The organism is Rhodobacteraceae bacterium S2214, assembly GCA_025141675.1.
Classification (GTDB): domain Bacteria; phylum Pseudomonadota; class Alphaproteobacteria; order Rhodobacterales; family Rhodobacteraceae; genus Yoonia.
In genome coordinates this window covers 985,207-1,001,863 of record CP081161.1, presented here as the reverse complement: position 1 = coordinate 1,001,863, position 16,657 = coordinate 985,207, and the positions used below count along the sequence as shown (strand labels likewise).

Annotated in this window: 22 protein-coding genes; 9 read left to right on the top strand and 13 right to left on the bottom strand. The window is 56.5% G+C overall.

Going from position 1 to position 16,657, the window contains the following annotated elements; translation table 11 throughout:
• Positions 1 to 78: 78 nt before the first annotated feature.
• The 4 genes from K3729_04925 to K3729_04910 all read left to right on the top strand — a co-directional run bounded on the left by K3729_04925 (position 79) and on the right by K3729_04910 (position 3,704).
• Complete coding sequence (locus K3729_04925; protein ID UWR00121.1) at positions 79 to 864, top strand: aminoglycoside phosphotransferase family protein; 786 nt, start codon at positions 79 to 81, stop codon at positions 862 to 864.
• 48 nt (positions 865 to 912) lie between these two features.
• Positions 913 to 1,452: a DUF3859 domain-containing protein gene (locus tag K3729_04920; protein UWR00120.1), complete on the top strand. Its 540-nt coding sequence runs from the start codon at positions 913 to 915 to the stop codon at positions 1,450 to 1,452.
• Between the two features lie 127 nt (positions 1,453 to 1,579).
• Positions 1,580 to 3,268 carry an acyl-CoA dehydrogenase family protein gene (locus K3729_04915; protein UWR00119.1) on the top strand — a complete coding sequence of 563 codons (1,689 nt, stop codon included), beginning with the start codon at positions 1,580 to 1,582 and terminating at the stop codon, positions 3,266 to 3,268.
• Between the two features lie 52 nt (positions 3,269 to 3,320).
• Complete coding sequence (locus K3729_04910) at positions 3,321 to 3,704, top strand: META domain-containing protein (protein ID UWR00118.1); 384 nt, start codon at positions 3,321 to 3,323, stop codon at positions 3,702 to 3,704.
• On the opposite strand, the gene recO is transcribed toward K3729_04910, so the two are convergent.
• The 13 genes from recO to folK form a co-directional block, all read right to left on the bottom strand.
• On the bottom strand, positions 3,692 to 4,423 hold the full coding sequence (gene recO, locus K3729_04905) for a DNA repair protein RecO (GenBank protein UWR00117.1): 732 nt from the start codon (positions 4,421 to 4,423) through the stop codon (positions 3,692 to 3,694). The genes K3729_04910 and recO overlap by 13 nt on opposite strands.
• 69 nt (positions 4,424 to 4,492) lie before the next feature.
• On the bottom strand, positions 4,493 to 4,819 hold the full coding sequence (locus tag K3729_04900; GenBank protein ID UWR00116.1) for a DUF1491 family protein: 327 nt from the start codon (positions 4,817 to 4,819) through the stop codon (positions 4,493 to 4,495).
• Positions 4,816 to 5,739, bottom strand: coding sequence for a GTPase Era (gene era / locus K3729_04895; protein ID UWR00115.1), 924 nt, complete (start codon positions 5,737 to 5,739; stop codon positions 4,816 to 4,818). The genes K3729_04900 and era overlap by 4 nt, the downstream gene beginning before the upstream one ends.
• Positions 5,736 to 6,416, bottom strand: a complete 681-nt coding sequence (gene rnc / locus K3729_04890; GenBank protein UWR00114.1) for a ribonuclease III — start codon at positions 6,414 to 6,416, stop codon at positions 5,736 to 5,738. Before rnc ends, era begins: the two co-directional genes overlap by 4 nt.
• Positions 6,413 to 7,249 (bottom strand): signal peptidase I, encoded by an 837-nt coding sequence (lepB, locus tag K3729_04885; GenBank protein ID UWR00113.1) that lies wholly within the window; start codon positions 7,247 to 7,249, stop codon positions 6,413 to 6,415. The genes rnc and lepB overlap by 4 nt, the downstream gene beginning before the upstream one ends.
• A gap of 96 nt (positions 7,250 to 7,345) precedes the next feature.
• The gene (acpS, locus tag K3729_04880; GenBank protein ID UWR00112.1) at positions 7,346 to 7,744 is read right to left on the bottom strand and encodes a holo-ACP synthase; all 399 of its coding nucleotides are present in this window, start codon (positions 7,742 to 7,744) and stop codon (positions 7,346 to 7,348) included.
• Entirely contained in the window at positions 7,741 to 8,199 is a 459-nt protein-coding gene (locus K3729_04875) for a hypothetical protein (protein UWR00111.1), read from the bottom strand. Before K3729_04875 ends, acpS begins: the two co-directional genes overlap by 4 nt.
• Positions 8,200 to 8,231: 32 nt before the next feature.
• Positions 8,232 to 8,540, bottom strand: coding sequence for a Dabb family protein (locus tag K3729_04870; protein UWR00110.1), 309 nt, complete (start codon positions 8,538 to 8,540; stop codon positions 8,232 to 8,234).
• Positions 8,537 to 9,289, bottom strand: a complete 753-nt coding sequence (locus tag K3729_04865) for a pyridoxine 5'-phosphate synthase (protein UWR00109.1) — start codon at positions 9,287 to 9,289, stop codon at positions 8,537 to 8,539. The genes K3729_04870 and K3729_04865 overlap by 4 nt, the downstream gene beginning before the upstream one ends.
• A gap of 33 nt (positions 9,290 to 9,322) precedes the next feature.
• Positions 9,323 to 9,979 carry a DUF2062 domain-containing protein gene (locus tag K3729_04860; protein UWR00108.1) on the bottom strand — a complete coding sequence of 219 codons (657 nt, stop codon included), beginning with the start codon at positions 9,977 to 9,979 and terminating at the stop codon, positions 9,323 to 9,325.
• Between the two features lie 12 nt (positions 9,980 to 9,991).
• A complete protein-coding gene (locus tag K3729_04855; protein UWR00107.1) occupies positions 9,992 to 12,130 on the bottom strand; it encodes a bifunctional (p)ppGpp synthetase/guanosine-3',5'-bis(diphosphate) 3'-pyrophosphohydrolase in 2,139 nt (712 codons plus the stop codon).
• A 33-nt stretch (positions 12,131 to 12,163) separates the two neighbouring features.
• Positions 12,164 to 12,517: a DNA-directed RNA polymerase subunit omega gene (rpoZ, locus tag K3729_04850; protein UWR00106.1), complete on the bottom strand. Its 354-nt coding sequence runs from the start codon at positions 12,515 to 12,517 to the stop codon at positions 12,164 to 12,166.
• 77 nt (positions 12,518 to 12,594) lie between these two features.
• On the bottom strand, positions 12,595 to 13,194 hold the full coding sequence (folK, locus tag K3729_04845) for a 2-amino-4-hydroxy-6-hydroxymethyldihydropteridine diphosphokinase (GenBank protein ID UWR00105.1): 600 nt from the start codon (positions 13,192 to 13,194) through the stop codon (positions 12,595 to 12,597).
• Positions 13,195 to 13,286: 92 nt separating this feature from the next.
• Here folK and K3729_04840 point away from each other — a divergent pair, with 92 nt between their 5' ends.
• The 5 genes from K3729_04840 to rnhA all read left to right on the top strand — a co-directional run bounded on the left by K3729_04840 (position 13,287) and on the right by rnhA (position 16,621).
• The gene (locus K3729_04840) at positions 13,287 to 13,859 is read left to right on the top strand and encodes an NYN domain-containing protein (protein UWR00104.1); all 573 of its coding nucleotides are present in this window, start codon (positions 13,287 to 13,289) and stop codon (positions 13,857 to 13,859) included.
• A gap of 191 nt (positions 13,860 to 14,050) precedes the next feature.
• On the top strand, positions 14,051 to 15,001 hold the full coding sequence (ispH, locus tag K3729_04835) for a 4-hydroxy-3-methylbut-2-enyl diphosphate reductase (protein UWR00103.1): 951 nt from the start codon (positions 14,051 to 14,053) through the stop codon (positions 14,999 to 15,001).
• Positions 15,002 to 15,115: 114 nt separating this feature from the next.
• Positions 15,116 to 15,574: a DUF3429 domain-containing protein gene (locus K3729_04830; GenBank protein ID UWR00102.1), complete on the top strand. Its 459-nt coding sequence runs from the start codon at positions 15,116 to 15,118 to the stop codon at positions 15,572 to 15,574.
• The gene (locus K3729_04825) at positions 15,574 to 16,167 is read left to right on the top strand and encodes a class I SAM-dependent methyltransferase (protein UWR00101.1); all 594 of its coding nucleotides are present in this window, start codon (positions 15,574 to 15,576) and stop codon (positions 16,165 to 16,167) included. Before K3729_04830 ends, K3729_04825 begins: the two co-directional genes overlap by 1 nt.
• A gap of 1 nt (position 16,168) precedes the next feature.
• Entirely contained in the window at positions 16,169 to 16,621 is a 453-nt protein-coding gene (gene rnhA / locus K3729_04820; protein ID UWR00100.1) for a ribonuclease HI, read from the top strand.
• Positions 16,622 to 16,657 lie beyond the last annotated feature (36 nt).

The window sequence follows — 16,657 nt, the reverse complement described above, 5'->3', positions numbered from 1 at the left end:
AGAAGACGATCAATTAGGGTCGGGCGATGCGCCTGACCCTTTTTCTTTGTACACCACCCATTAGAAAACCTGCCCGCCATGGATGATGAAATTCCCCTGACCGGTGGCAACGTCGCCGCTGGTGTCACGCGCGTTGGCGACACGATCCGCAAACCCGTCACGGCAAATACGCCCGCGACACAGGCGCTGCTGACAAAACTCGCGGCGGCGGGTGTGAACGGCATTCCGCAGTTTTTGGGGATCGACGACAACAACCGCCAGATGCTGCGCTTTGTGTCGGGCGATACCGATTTTCCAACAAACTTATGGACCGAAGACACAGCACTTTTATCAGCAGCCCGCCTGCTACGCCGCATTCATAACGCCACCCTGTCCTTGACGGATGCGACGGTGCCTTGGGCTTACAGCCACCCTGACCCATTGCAGCACGAGGTCATCTGCCACAACGATTTTGCCCCCTACAACATGACGTTCGACACGAACGGTGCGGTGATCGGCGTCTTCGATTTTGATCTAGCAGGGCCTGCGCCACGGATCAGGGATCTGGCCTATCTGGCGTGGTGGATCGTCCCGCTTGGTCAGCAGGACGCCGCGATGGATGCTGCCACGCAGGCCGACTTGGATGTCCAAAGCCGTCGGCTCAAACTGCTTTGCAAGACATATGGGGTACCAGCCAACCGCGCCCTTTTGGACATGATCACCGAAGTCCTAACCCAAATGAGCGACCCTGATGCCACATCCCGCATGATTGGCGAGGCCGCCACGCAGGCCTTGATCGCAGGCGGCCATCTTGACCAATGGGCCCAATCTTTAGCCGATTTCGCCCAAATCAAGGGGCAGATCGCAGCCAACCTTGACGTTTAAGGTGAACAAAGCTTGGCGCATTTACCCGAATTGGGTTACGAACACGCTATGAAACATGTTCTCGCTTTGCTTATTTGTATGCCCGTTGTGGCTTTTGCCCAAGCCCCGCAGCCCGATGTAAAGGCGCCGGCGATTGCGAGTATGGAAGTCGGGGTCATTTGCGCACCAGATACGCTTGGCGTTCGCGAAGCCCCGGGTACGATCGCGGGCACGACCCATGTTATTGAAGAAGAGCCTGCGTTTGTCGCAGCGACGCGGCGTGTGCCTGCGGTGCTTGGGATCGGGTTCGGGATCAAGTCGCAAGCGCTTGATATCGATGGCATCAACGGCGTGCAGATGACGGTCACCCACCCGCCTATGGGCGCGACGGGCCAAACAGTGCAAACGTTCGCATCAACTATTCGCGGCACTGACCCTTCCCTGACGTTTTATCAGTTCGACTTTGATTATGAACTCTTGCCCGGCTTTTGGCAGATCGAAGCGTCCTATGCCGGCGAAACCCTTTACCGGACAACATTCGAAGTACTGCCTGCAGAACAAATACCCGAACTGGCCGATATCTGCGGTTATGTAGACCTGTTTTCTTAGGGCGGGCTCGCAATCAGGCAAGTCGCTGCGACACTTTTGTTCAAATGCGCATTATCAGGCGAATGATTGTTGCGCTGCGAATGCAAACACTTTATCTCTGCACCTGCACAAGCAGGAGAGTCGCCCCATGGCCCATGACGGACAAGACATGACACTGATCGCAACCGCAGGAATGCCTGATCTATTGGCCCAGACCGCCGCGTCGTTGCCCGCCGTGGCGACCATCGTGCAAGCCGCAAAAACCAGCGTCGCAGCGCTGACCACAGACGGCGGGCGCATCTCCGGCGCGCTAATTGAAGAAAACCAAACTGCGGCGCATGGCTATGCTTGGTTGGCCACATACGACCAATCCTTGCAGCAAATGCAGGCGTGGGCTGATCGTTTGACGGCTGACGGTAAGTTTGGCGAAACCGAACAATTGATCCACCAGATCGCGTTTGGCGAATACCTTGCGCAGATCGCTGGTGGCATCCAGATGAACCAAGGCGAAATGATCCGTTTGCGCGACATGGGCGTGTCAGCGGCGGATCAGGCCGCTTTCGCAGCGGACAGTGCAGTCGCAGCATTGATTGACAACGCCAACACGCAGGCCGCCCGCACCCGTCTTGTCGAACTGATGCAGGAACAATCCGCAAATGTGACCGTGGGCGCGTCCGGTCTGGATGAAGAACTGGAAATGATCCGCGACCAATTCCGCCGCTACGCGGTCGAAAAGGTCGAACCATTTGCCCATGATTGGCACCTGAACGACGAATTGATCCCGATGGAAGTCATCGACGAGCTTGCCGAAATGGGCGTGTTCGGCCTGACGATCCCCGAAGAATACGGCGGTTTTGGCCTGTCGAAATCATCGATGTGTGTGGTGTCTGAAGAATTATCGCGCGGCTACATCGGTGTTGGGTCGCTCGGCACGCGGTCCGAAATCGCGGCAGAACTGATCTTGTGCGGCGGTACCGAAGAGCAGAAACAAAAGTGGTTGCCGCAATTGGCCAGCGCCGAAACCCTGCCAACGGCCGTCTTCACCGAACCCAACACTGGATCCGACCTTGGCGCGCTGCGTACGCGTGCGGTGAAGAAGGGCGACGATTGGGAAGTGACCGGTAACAAAACGTGGATCACCCACGCCGCCCGCACCCAAGTGATGACATTGCTCGCACGGACCGATCCCGACACGACCGACTACAAAGGTCTATCGATGTTCCTTGCCGAAAAGACCCCAGGCACGGATGAAGACCCGTTCCCAACCGACGGCATGACCGGTGGCGAGATCGAGGTTCTCGGTTATCGCGGCATGAAAGAATACGAACTGGCCTTTGACGGGTTTGCTGTAAAAGGCGAAAATCTGTTGGGCGGCGAGACTGGCAAAGGTTTCAAGCAATTGATGCAGACCTTTGAATCTGCGCGCATCCAGACGGCAGCCCGCGCCATCGGTGTGGCGCAATCCGCGCTTGATGTCGGGATGCAGTATGCGCAGGACCGCAAACAATTCGGCAAATCGCTGATCAACTTCCCGCGTGTATCGGGCAAACTGGCGATGATGGCCGTTGAAATCATGGTGGCACGCCAGTTGACCTACTTCTCTGCTGCGGAAAAAGACGCTGACCGCCGCTGCGATCTGGAAGCGGGTATGGCGAAATTGCTAGGCGCACGCGTGGCCTGGGCCTGTGCCGACAACGCGCTGCAAATCCACGGCGGTAATGGCTTTGCGTTGGAATATAAAGTCAGCCGTATCTTGTGTGATGCGCGCATCCTGAACATCTTTGAAGGGGCCGCAGAAATCCAAGCGCAAGTCATCGCGCGGCGGCTACTTGGGTAAAACATACGTGTAGCAGGCTTGCCTTCGCAGGCCTGCAATGCGACGCAACACCATGCTTCGCTTTCTACCCATCGTGCTTTTGCTCACCGCTTGCGGCCCTGATGAAACCATATCAGGCTACGCCGTGCGCGACGCGACCTATAGACTGATAGACATCGATGGCACTGATTTTGCGGCGCGCGCGACGATCAGCTTCGGCGACAATGGCAGCGTGACAGGACGCGGCCCTTGCAACAGCTTTCATAGCACGCAAACCCTCCCCTATCCGTGGTTCAACCTTGATCCCATCGCGAGCACGCGCGTGGCCTGCCCCGATCTCGCGGCAGAGCAGATATATTTCGCCGCGCTCGCAGACATGACGTTGGCGGAATCATTTGAGAATGTGCTGATCCTGTCCAACACAGATGACCGCGAAATGGTGTTTCAGGTCGAATAACGGCCGATCGCATCCAACAATCTGGCGCGTGCAGCGGGCATTGGGCGATCACCAAGGCTTTTGATCAGGCGGTTTTCAATGAAATAGCCCGTTGTAGCCAATGCTTTCACAATTTCGCCCGGCGTCGCGTCGCCTTTGCCCGCAAGCACAGGCGGAAGGGCCAGCAGACGATCCGCCCATTCACCTGCCGCATCCCGACTGACGGCTTTGCCCGACTTGGGCGATACGAACGCCAAATCTTCGTTCACGCCGCGCACAGCGCAAGCGGACAGATCCATGCCGAAACCCATTTCCTCGAGCAACGCCTGTTCCCACCGCAAATAGGCGAGCGGCCAGATATCCGTCTGCCCCAGCAAATCAAGCAGTCCCATTGTGCGGTCATACAACGGCGCGTGGGCTTCGCGTTCGGGCAGCACCATCGTCAGCAAACCACAAACCGCATTTAAGCCCGCCAGTGATAACCTGTCGCCCATTGCGGCAGCGGCGCGACTACGGATGGGTTCAACCGTGAACGACCCAAGGTGCTGATCAAGCCGCGCTTTCCATGTCACCGATAGCTGCGCGCCAGGCTGCAACAACGGTGCAACCTTACGGCTGGTGCCGCCACGCACGACGCCTGCATGACGCCCGTGTTCTTCGGAAAACACTTCGATAATGACCGAGGTTTCCCCAAACGGGCGAGTGGCCAAAAGGGCTGCGTCATCGGTCCAACTGATCATGGCGCTAATGTGGGGGGAAACAGACGCGTTGAAAAGGGCGGGCGACCTGTTTCTTCCGCCCCCGACAACTCAGTCCAATCCAGGTTCATCCAACAGGTGACGACCCTGTTTATCTTCGACCTCGATCACCCAAAGATCAGGATCAAAGCCGCGTTGTTTTGCGATGGACCCGTCAACATCCGGTTCCGCCCCGTCCGACAGCACGACCCATTTCCGGTCGCCCGTCATCAGATCGAAACTGCGTTGATAACAGCAGGCCTTTCCATCAAGCGTATTCAACTTGATCAGTACCGCCCCCGCTGTCGCATCCCCTTTTTGCACGACAAATGCGGGGATTTCGGACAGGCGCAGGCGCGTCAAATAGGCCGACACCCAGATGTCAGCCGTCAGTTTCAAGCGTTACCGTCTTTGAATTCGAGACCCATTTCTGAGTAACGTTCTTTTTCTTCCAACCAGTTTTTGCGCACTTTGATCTGCACAAACAGGTGGACGCGGCGCCCAAGGAATTCTTCGAGCTCCAGCCGTGCGGCGGTATTCACTGCCTTCGCGGTTTCGCCTTTTTTGCCCAGAACGATACCTTTGTGCCCATCGCGAGCAACGTAAACGACCTGATCAATACGGCACGACCCGTCGGGGCGTTCTTCCCAATTTTCAGTTTCAACCGTCAGCTCGTACGGTAATTCCTGATGCAGGCGCAGCGTCAGTTTTTCGCGCGTAATTTCGGCTGCGATATTGCGCATCGGCAAGTCGGCGATCTGATCTTCGGGATACAACCACGGGCCGGCAGGCACTTCACCAGCAAGCCATGTTTTCAGTGCCTTCACACCATGCCCGCGTTCAGCGGAGATCATGAAGGTTTCCGCGAATGGGTAGCGTTCGTTCATCTCGGACGTCAGTGCAAGCAGCGCTTCGGTCTTCACCTTGTCGATCTTGTTGATCGCCAAGGCCACTTTGCCTCCGCCTGTGCGTTCTTCCAGCGACGCAAGGATGGCCTTCACGCCTTCGCTAATCCCGCGGTGCGCTTCGATCATCAGAACGACGATATCCGCGTCCCCTGCCCCGGTCCACGCGGCTGCAACCATCGCGCGGTCAAGACGGCGGCGCGGTTTGAACAAGCCCGGTGTGTCGATGAAAACCAGCTGCGCTTCGCCGGATTCACCGCCAATCGCGATGCCGCGAATACGCGCCCGTGTGGTTTGCACCTTGTGGGTCACGATGGACACCTTCGCGCCAACCATCCGGTTCAAAAGCGTTGATTTACCGGCGTTTGGTTCGCCGATCAGGGCCACAAATCCGGCGCGTGTTGTGTCTGTCATGGGTCGACTTTCTTCAAAAGGGCGGTTGCGGCGGCTTGTTCGGCTTGGCGTTTTGATCCGGCGGTCGCTTTTTCAGCAGGACCGGAGGACAGGCGCGCCTCAATCGTAAATACAGGCTGATGGTCTGGGCCAGAGCGGGCCACTTCGACATAGGCGGGCGGCGGTTCGCCACGGGCTTGTGCCCATTCTTGCAGGGCCGTTTTAGCGTCGCGCGCGTCGTCAGCCACATTATAGATGCGCTTGCCCCACAGGGTCACGACCATCTTTTGGGCGGTCTCGAACCCTGCGTCCAAGAACACAGCAGCGATCACAGCTTCCATGGCATCAGCCAGCAACGCCTCTTTGCGCCGCCCACCTGATTTCATCTCGGACCGACCGAGTTTCAGGACAGCACCGATATCAATCTGGCGGGCAACATCTGCGCAAGCTTCACGGCGCACAAGCGCGTTGTAACGCGGCGCAAGCAGGCCTTCGGACGCATCCGTATCAGCCTTCAGCAAGGCGTCGGACATCACCAGACCCAGCACACGGTCGCCCAAGAATTCGAGCCGCTGATTGTCATCGCGATGCGCCGACATCATCGACGAATGCGTGACGGCGCGGATCAATAGGGACGGATCGGCAAAATCATGGCCGATCCGTTTTGCAAAAGCAGCAAGTTCCGCCGACAGCTTCATTCAATCGCCTTAAAGAAACGGTCGCTGCGCCATGTCCAGAACGCCAGCATGGACCGACCAGCGGACGAGAACATCACGCGGTCTGCACGACCGACGATATCTTCGCGCGGGACAAAACCAACGCCGCGGGCTTCTTGTGCGACACGGCTGTCAGTGGAATTGTCGCGGTTATCGCCCATGAAGAAGAAATGATCTTCTGGTACAGTAAAAACGCCAGTATTGTCAGAGAACTGATCGCCGATGTTCAGGATCGAATGACGTGTGCCACCGGGCAGTGTTTCATACTGACGCGACTTTTCACAAATCGCGCCCTGCCCCACAGCGCCGTTTTCACAACGCGGGCGCAGACCTTGCGGGCCTTGGTATTCCATCACTTCTTCGAACACGCCGCCATCTTCGAGGACCACAGCTTCGTCGTTGATCTGCAAAACACCGTCGATCATTTGGATGCGGTCACCCGGCATCCCAATCAGACGTTTGATGAAATCACGCCCCGTCACAGGATGGCGGAACACGACAACATCGCCGCGCTCTGGTTCAGAGCCCAAGAAACGTTCGTTTGATCCTTCGAACACACCGCAGAAATCATCAGCACCGATATCAATGCCAACAGCCGGGATACGGATCGACGGGCATGACGCGTAGGAATAGCCATACGCCATCTTATTCACGAACAGAAAATCCCCGATCAGCAGCGTGTCTTTCATGGACCCCGATGGGATCCAGAACGGCTGGAAAAAGATCGTCCGAAACAGGCCTGCAATCAGCAAGGCGTAGACAACCGTCTTAACGGTTTCTTTGACGCTTGCGAAAAATCCGGGCTCTTCGGACATGGGCAAATTCCTTTGATGAGTTGCAAGGCTACATGCGGGCGACACTGCGCTGTGTCAAGCGATGCCACAACGGCAAAGCTGGAAAACGCCACTGATTTATAGGGGATTGGCCTCAATCACGACAAAGGCCTGCGCCCACGGGTGATCATCGGTCAATGTGACGTGAATTGTGGCTTCGTGTCCGGCGGGCGTCATTTGGTCCAAACGGTCCTTTGCCCAACCTGTGACATGCATCACCGGTTGGCCGGTGCGCAGGTTGGTGACCGACATATCTTTCCACGCGATTCCCATGGAAAGCCCCGTGCCCAGCGCTTTTGAACAGGCCTCTTTCGCGGCCCAACGTTTTGCATAGGTGCCAGCCACGTCGCGGCGGCGTTCGGCTTTGGCTTGTTCGACATCCGTAAACACGCGATTTTTGAAACGATCCCCGAACCGTTCCAGCGTTCCCGCAATCCGTTCGATGTTTGCCAGATCGGTCCCGATGCCCAGGATCATTCGGTATCCGCCAAAATGACCGCGTCGATTTCACCTGTGGATTGGTTCAGCGTGAACGACAATAGGCTGGTCGGGAACCCGTCGCTTTCGGGATCGTATCGGCTAACGGGGACTTCAAAGATCAACCCAACCGCCGGATCATATCCGGCCGTTAAGGCGTCCCACCTGATCCCACTGAACCCGATCCGGTCGCCGGACCCAATCGTCTTGCACTGCCTGTCGCCGACTTCGTCATAGGGCGGGGATAAAACCAACAGATGCATCGCCGCGACAGCCGGTTCGACCGTGTCCAACATGGCAAGGCGCACAGCCCCTTCGGCAAAGACCTTTGTGTGGTCTTCCCATGGTTCGATCAAATTACGAGCGCTGGATTCCCAGTCACAATCACTGACGGTTTGTGCGGCCAGCGGGGCTGCAAACAGCGCCACCAGCGGAATGGATAAAATCGATTTCATAATCATCTCCGGTCTATCGCCCAAGGATGCGCTTAGGTGGTCGGCACTTCAAGGTCGATCACCATGATTGCATCACCACTACCGCAGAGTGCCACCAACCGTCCGCCAAGCGCCTTGTGACCCGGATGTGCCGCGTAAATCCGCAACGCGTCGGTGTCGGTGAACGTGCAGATAAAGCCGTAGGGATAATCAGGCGTCTTGTGTTCAAGATCGCGGTTTGGACCATGGGTGAAACCAGTGAACCCTGGCAGATCAAGCGCGGCGAGCCCTTGCATCACGGCATCAAGTTCATCCGCGTCGTAGCCTTCAGGCAGGCCAAGCATCACAATATGTTGGATCATGAAAGGCCCCGCGCCGCGTCCATGATACGGCGCATTTCTTTGATTGCTGGACCAAGGCCCGTAAAGATCGCTTCGCCGATGATGAAGTGTCCGATGTTCAATTCGACCACCTCAGGCAACACCGCCACGGGCGTCACATTTTCAAACGACAGACCATGGCCTGCGTGAACTTCAAGACCCAAACCATGTGCATGAGTCGCCATGGCCGTCAGGCGCGCAAGTTCGGCATCGCGTTCATCAAACCGACCTTCATCGTGCAGATCGCAGTACAAACCACAGTGCAGTTCGATAATGTCCGCGCCAATCCGCGCCGATGCTTCGACCTGCGCGATCTCTGGCCCAATGAACATCGACACGCGGGTGCCTGCGTCTTTAAATGGGGCAATGTACGCGGCAAGGCGGTTATCATCACCAGCCACATCAAGCCCACCTTCGGTGGTGCGTTCTTCGCGGCGTTCTGGCACCAGACAGACAGCATGCGGCTTTGTGGCGAGCGCGATCTTTTGCATCTCTTCCGTGGCGCCCATTTCGAAATTTAACGGGATATCAATCGCTTCGGAAATTGCGGCCATGTCAGCATCACGAATATGACGCCGATCTTCGCGCAGGTGGGCAGTGATCCCATCAGCGCCCGCCTCTTGCGCCAGCAGCGCCGCACGCACCGGATCGGGGGTCGCCCCGCCTCGCGCATTCCGCACAGTCGCCACATGGTCGATGTTCACGCCAAGCCGTAGTTTTGAAGAGGTCATCGCAGTGTCCTTTGCAATCGATTAACGCAGCATCTAGCCCGACGTTGGACCGCCGTCATCGTTTTGCCCAGTATTCTTTTGTAACGATGCCAATTTTGCGCGGAGCACCTTCTGACGGCGCTTCTGGTAGGCGCTGATCAGCGGCACAGACAGGTAGTAACAAAACGTCGCGCAGATAATGCCAGGGATGATCCCGCCGATCATGTAGGGATAGAACACTTCGTCATAGAAAATCGCCAGACCATGCCAATCGGCACGCGCTGGCGTGAAAATGGCCAGAAAATTGTGCCAAAGATCATGGAATGCGCCGCCAAACTTTGCCCCGATCGACGCATCAACGTCGTCAACCGGACGGGTTCCCAACAACCAGTGTCCGGTCCCGAGCGAGGCGACCGCGATCGGAACATAGGTCAGCGGGTTGCCAAAAAACGTGCCCATAAGCGCGGCCAACACGTTCCCACGCATGAGACGCGCCAACAGGAACGCCACGACAAAGTGCATGCTGTAGAACGGGGTGAATGCAGTAAAAACACCGGCCCACACCCCGCGCGAAATCTTTTCAGGGGTATCAGGAAGCCTGCGCACCCGGTGTTTGACGTATTGGGCCGCACGCGACCACCCACCGCGCGGATAGATAAAGTCGGCAACCACTTGCCAGACCGGGCGTCTATCCCTGCGCTTAAAAACCAAGTTTACGTCCTCTTAGGTGCCGCTTCGTTCGACATTCGCCAACCCGGGGTCGCGATGCCTGCCAATGGATGACACATTGCTGTCGGCTTCAAGGGCTGTTTGCACCCGATGGAAATGTTCAACGTCACTGACGTCGACATCCATCATCAACCTGTAATAATCTGGCTTGCGTTCGATGAACTTCAAGTCCGAGATATTGGCCGTCTGTTCCCCGATCAAGGTACAAATCCGGCCCAAAACGCCCGCGTCGTTCGTGATTGTCAAATCAAGCGTCACAGCGTTGACTGCACCGTGCACGCCATCCTGCCATTGCAAATCAATCCAACGTTCTGGTTGGTCTTCAAAATCGGCCAGCGCGTCACAATCAATAGTGTGCACGACCACGCCTTCGCCGCGATACGTAATCCCCATGATCCGTTCGCCCGGTACAGGCTGGCAACACCGCGCGCGGCGATGCTGCTGGTTCGGGGACAGGCCCACCACCGCACGGTTCGCCGCAATCTGTTCGCCTTCTTTTTCGACAAGTTTCGGATAGATCGCAGCAACGACATAGCGGCCCGTGATTTCTGCGCTGCCAAGTTGGCACAGCAATTCATCGACACTTTCAATCGCCAATGCTTTGGCTGCCGTTTGAAGCGCCTTGTCGGTTGATTTCTTACCAACGTTTTCAAACGCAACCCGCGCAAGTTCGCTGCCTAGTTTGATAAACCGATCCCGATCTTCTTCCTTCAGCGACCGGCGGATCGCCGTCTTGGCGCGGCCTGTCACGGCAATATCAATCCAAGTCGCTTGCGGGGTCTGGCCTTCGGCGGTGATCGCTTCGACCGATTGACCGTTCTTCAAACGCGTCCACAACGGCACCCGCAATCCGTCGACTTTAGCCCCCACAATGGCAGACCCGATCCGCGTGTGGATCGCATAGGCAAAATCGATAGGCGTGGCGCCGCGCGGCAGTTTGATCACGTCGCCCTTGGGTGTGAAGCAGAACACTTGGTCTTGATACATCTCAAGCTTCACAGCCTCGAGAAATTCCTCGTGACCCTGTTCCTGATCCAGCCGTTCTGTCAGCTTGTTTATCCATTCGACAGGATCAACGGCAAAGCGGTTTTCGACACGTTCACCGTTCTTGTAGGACCAATGCGCGGCGACCCCAGTTTCGGCGACTTCGTGCATTTCACGGGTCCTGATCTGGACCTCTACGCGTTTACCATCACGGCCTGACACAGTTGTATGGATCGACCGATAGCCGTTTGTTTTGGGCTGACTGATATAGTCTTTGAACCGACCTGGCACAGATTTCCAACGCTGGTGGATCACCCCAAGAACGCGGTAACAATCTGCCTCTGTCGCCGTCAGGACGCGAAACCCGTAGATGTCGGACAGCCGCGAAAAGCTCAGGTCTTTTTCCTGCATTTTGCGCCAGATCGAATAGGGTTTCTTGGCGCGGCCGACGACCTCTGCGCTGATCCCAGCTTTCTCCAGTTCGACCCGCATGTCGGCGGTGATCTTTTGGACCACATCACCAGTTTCACGCTGCAACGTGATGAAACGGCGGATGATGGAATTGCGGCCTTCGGGATTGAGAACGCGGAACGCCAAATCCTCCAGCTCTTCACGCATCCACTGCATACCCATGCGTCCGGCGAGCGGGGCAAAGATTTCCATCGTCTCGCGGGCCTTCTGGGCCTGCTTATCGGGGCGCATGGATTTGATCGTGCGCATGTTGTGCAGACGGTCGGCCAGTTTAACCAACGTCACCCGCAAATCGCGGGATGTGGCCATGAACAGTTTGCGAAAATTTTCAGCCTGTTTCGTTTCGCGCGAATTCAACTGCAAATTCGTCAGCTTCGTGACGCCATCCACCAATTCAGCGATTTCGCGGGTAAACCGTTTTTCGACTTCGGCAAAAGACGCCTTCGTGTCTTCAATCGTGTCGTGCAGCAAAGCGGTGACAAGGGTCGCGTCATCCATTTGCTGTTCAGCAAGGATGACCGTCACAGCAACAGGATGGGTAAAGTATTTCTCGCCTGAATGGCGGAATTGACCGTCGTGCATTTCGTCGCCAAACGCATATGCGTCGCGCAACATCTTTTCATTTGTACGAGGGTTGTAGGCGCGGACCAGAGCGATCAGATCGTCAGCAGTCGTCATCTCGTCCTGCGCCTTTATTCGTGTGGTCGCGCCTTAGCGTTGACCTTGCGCTTCCATCAGGGCACGCAGCAGTTTCTCTTCGGACATGTCGTCCTCTGCAGGCTTGTCAGCTTCTGCGCCCATCAGCAAGGACATGCTGTCCTCTTCTGGCTCGTCGACTTCGATCTGCGTCTGGTTTGCTTCGATCATGCGCTCGCGCAGATCGTCAGCGGTCTGTGTTTCGTCCGCGATTTCACGCAGTGACACAACAGGGTTCTTGTCGTTGTCGCGGCCAACAGTGATCGGAGAACCGGAAGCGATTTCGCGGGCACGATGTGCGGCCAACATGACCAGTTCAAACCGGTTAGGGACTTTATCGACACAATCTTCTACGGTGACGCGAGCCATGAGCGCACTCCAATTCAGCGGGTGGATTCCTAGGAAGCCCCGTCTTTAGGCGCAGAAATAGAAATTGACAAGCAGATTCACGCCGCATCCAGCGGACAAACCGTGTCTTTTTCGGCGGCGGGTCGCGCATCGAGCATCTGCCGTGTCGTCTGGCCCAAAATTGGATGAACCCAGTCGGGGGCCACATCCGCCATCGGGACCAGCACGAAACTGCGATCTTGCAGGCGGGGGTGCGGCACAATCAATTGATCGGGCGACAGGCTAACCTGGTCTTCCAACGGCAGCATTCGCCACTTTTCGTGGGTGGTATGATCAGGCAGCACGACATCATCAAATGCAATTAAATCAATGTCTAAGGTCCGCTGACCCCACCGGATTTCGCGGGTACGATCTGCCATTACTTCAATCTCGTGACAAATCTGCAAAATCGCATCAGGTGACAAATGCGTCTTGAAAACCGCCGCCGCATTCACAAAATCCGGCCCCGCGCCTGCCGGAAAAGCGGGCGTTTGATACAGGTGGCTTTTACGTATAGAAAAACCTACCCGTTCGGATAGGATTCCGCAGGCCAAATTGATAGTTTCCTCAGGTTTTCCGAGGTTTGACCGCTGGTTAGCCCCTAAAGCAACCACAACGTCGTGATGCTTACGTGGCTTTGGCTGGACTTGCGAGGTCAACGGAATATCCTTATTTGTATTGAAGCTTGCACGGCATCTACCACTCACACTCACGGTTTGTGCAAGCTTTGTATTTTGAAAGGAATTTTTCCATGTTTTATCGTGACGAGCGTCTCGCGCTCTTCATTGATGGCTCGAACCTTTATGCAGCAGCGAAATCGCTTGGTTTTGACATCGATTACAAATTGCTTCGCGCAGAGTTTATGCGCCGCGGCAAAATGCTACGGGCCTTCTACTACACAGCACTTCTGGAAAACGATGAGTATTCGCCAATCCGTCCACTCGTGGATTGGCTGCATTACAACGGTTTCACCATGGTGACCAAACCGGCCAAAGAATACACTGACTCTATGGGACGGCGTAAAGTCAAAGGTAACATGGACATCGAATTGACTGTCGATGCTATGGAACTTGCGCCACATGTCGATCACGTTGTGCTGTTCTCGGGCGACGGTGATTTCCGGCCACTTGTTGAAGCACTGCAGCGCAAAGGCGTACGGGTTTCTGTGGTGTCCACAATCCGCAGCCAACCACCAATGATCGCAGACGAGCTCCGCCGTCAGTGCGACAACTTCATCGAACTGGATGAATTGCGCGACGTGATCGGTCGCCCGACACGCGAACCGCGCGTTGAAGAAACAGCGGCAGAAACCACGGACGCATAAGGCGGCCTGCTTCTGTTCATGACAAACGCGTTGCGCACCTGTTCGTTCGGCTGCGCAACGCCCATGTTGGCCACATCGACTGACCGCCAAACATGGCTTGCGCCGCAGGCGCCCCTTTGGATCAAACCTGGCCCTCTGGACGCCGCCGCTACGAAGGCTTACCTCTACCACAAGCCAAGCCGGAGACAGTCATGACCAAGCCCCCTCTAACGCTATACCTTGCAGCGCCGCGCGGCTTTTGCGCGGGCGTGGATCGGGCCATCAAGATTGTCGAAATGGCGTTGGAAAAATGGGGGGCACCTGTCTACGTCCGCCACGAAATCGTCCACAATAAATTTGTGGTCGACGGGTTGCGCGACAAAGGCGCCGTATTCGTTGAAGAACTGCATGAATGCCCCGACGACCGACCTGTGATCTTTTCCGCGCATGGTGTGCCAAAAGCGGTCCCCGCGGCCGCTGCAAAACGCGAAATGGTCTACGTCGATGCCACCTGCCCCCTTGTGTCCAAGGTACACATCGAAGCGCAACGTCATGCCGACAACGGCCTGCAAATGATCATGATCGGCCACGAAGGTCATCCTGAAACCGTCGGCACCATGGGGCAGCTGCCAGACGGCGAAGTGCTGCTGGTCGAAACCGTCGCTGACGTGGCGACTGTCACACCACGCAACCCTGACAAACTGGCCTTTGTGACACAAACCACCCTGTCGGTGGACGACACCAAAGACATCGTCGCTGCCCTGCACGACCGGTTCCCCGCGATTATCGGCCCGCATAAAGAAGACATCTGTTACGCCACCACAAACCGCCAAGAAGCGGTCAAAGCAATGGCGCCAAGATGCGATGCGATGCTCGTCGTGGGGGCGCCCAATTCGTCCAACTCGAAACGCTTGGTAGAGGTCGGCGCACGCGCTGGCTGCGCATACGCGCAACTTGTGCAGCGAGCCACCGACATTGACTGGCGGGCACTTGAAGGCATCACATCCATGGGGATCACCGCCGGTGCATCCGCCCCAGAAGTACTGATCAACGAAGTCATCGACGCCTTCAAAGACCGCTTTGATGTGACAGTCGAGATGGTTGAAACTGCAGTCGAAAACGTTGAATTCAAAGTGCCGCGTGTTTTGCGCGAACCCGCTTAAATGGGCAGTCGGGGCTTTTTCTAAGCGACGGGAGCCTCCGGCGGGGATTTGGGAAACGTCAAAGAAGCGACAGTCGTGTGCTTGATCGAAGGCGCACCAAGACATGAGGGTCACATGACATCACCGCAAAACATCCCGCGATCCGCTCTTCTGTTGGGGTTGGCAGGGCTTGTACCTTTTGTTTGGGGTGCGTTGACCACACTGGTGCCAACACTTGGCTTGCAGGCCTCGGGTATAATTGGGAGCCGTTTTGTTGGGCCTTACGTGCAGCTTTACTACGGCGCTGTGATCCTGTCGTTCATGTCGGGCGTGTTGTGGGGCTTTGCTACGAAGGCCGACGGCGCAAGGGCCACGGGCGGCTATATTTTGTCAGTGCTCCCTGCTTTATGGGCGTTCTTTATGACCGGTGGCGGCGCAGTTGCTGCCAGCATGAACCTGATCGCAGGATTTGTCGGCCTACTGTTGCTCGACTGGCAGTTCTGGCGGCAAGGGCTGGCACCAGCGTGGTGGATGAAATTGCGCATTTTCCTGACCGCTATTGTCGTACTTTGCCTTCTGACCGGAGTGCTGTGATGATCGATGACGAAACCATTGCTTTCTACGACACCGCCGCTGGCGATTACGCCGCAAAATTCGCAAAGTCGCGTCCCGATGCGCAACTGACCGCATTTATGGACCTGCTGCCAAATGGTGGGCGGGTGCTTGATCTGGGGTGCGGACCTGCCACCGCCTCTGCCCATATGCGCAACGCCGGATTTGATTGTGATCCAGTCGATGCATCGGACGGGATGATCAAGATCGCCAATAACCTTCACGATCTGGGTGCGCGCAAACTGACATTTGACGAACTGGACATGATCGCGGACTACGATGGCGTCTGGGCGAATTTTTCCTTGCTGCACGCCAGCAGGGACGACCTTCCCCGTCATTTGAACGCAATTGCCATCGCGTTGCGCGATCAAGGCGTGTTCAGCGTTGCGATGAAGACCGGAACGGACGCGACACGCGATCGTTTGGGGCGCATGTACACATTTGTGACCATTCCGGAGCTGTCGGAATTACTGACGAACGCCAGTTTTTCCATTCTTGCCGTTGACGAAGGCATGGGGCCCGGTTTAGCCGGTGATGTCTCACCATGGGTGACTATTCGCGCTCGAAAGGACTGAAATGCCTGATCTTTTTGCCTATACTGACGGGGCCTGTTCAGGCAATCCCGGCCCCGGCGGCTGGGGCGCTATTCTGATTGCGAAGGATGGCGAAAATGTCCTGAAAGAACGCGAGTTAAACGGCGGACAGGCCAAGACCACCAACAACCAGATGGAGCTGATGGCCGCGATTTCGGCACTTGAAGCCTTGGAGCGGTCCAGCGTCGTGACCGTTGTGACCGACAGTTCCTACGTCAAAGACGGGATCACGTCTTGGATTCATGGCTGGAAGAAACGTGGCTGGGTAAATGCCGCAAAGAAGCCGGTGAAAAACGTGGAACTCTGGAAGCGATTGGATGCGGCGCAAGCGCGCCATCAGGTGACATGGGAATGGGTCAAAGGACACGCGGGACATCCAGAAAACGAACGCGCTGATGAATTGGCGCGTGCGGGGATGGCACCGTTTAAACCCTGAGGTTTTGCGCCGCTTTCAGCGTCGCCACGCGTGGGG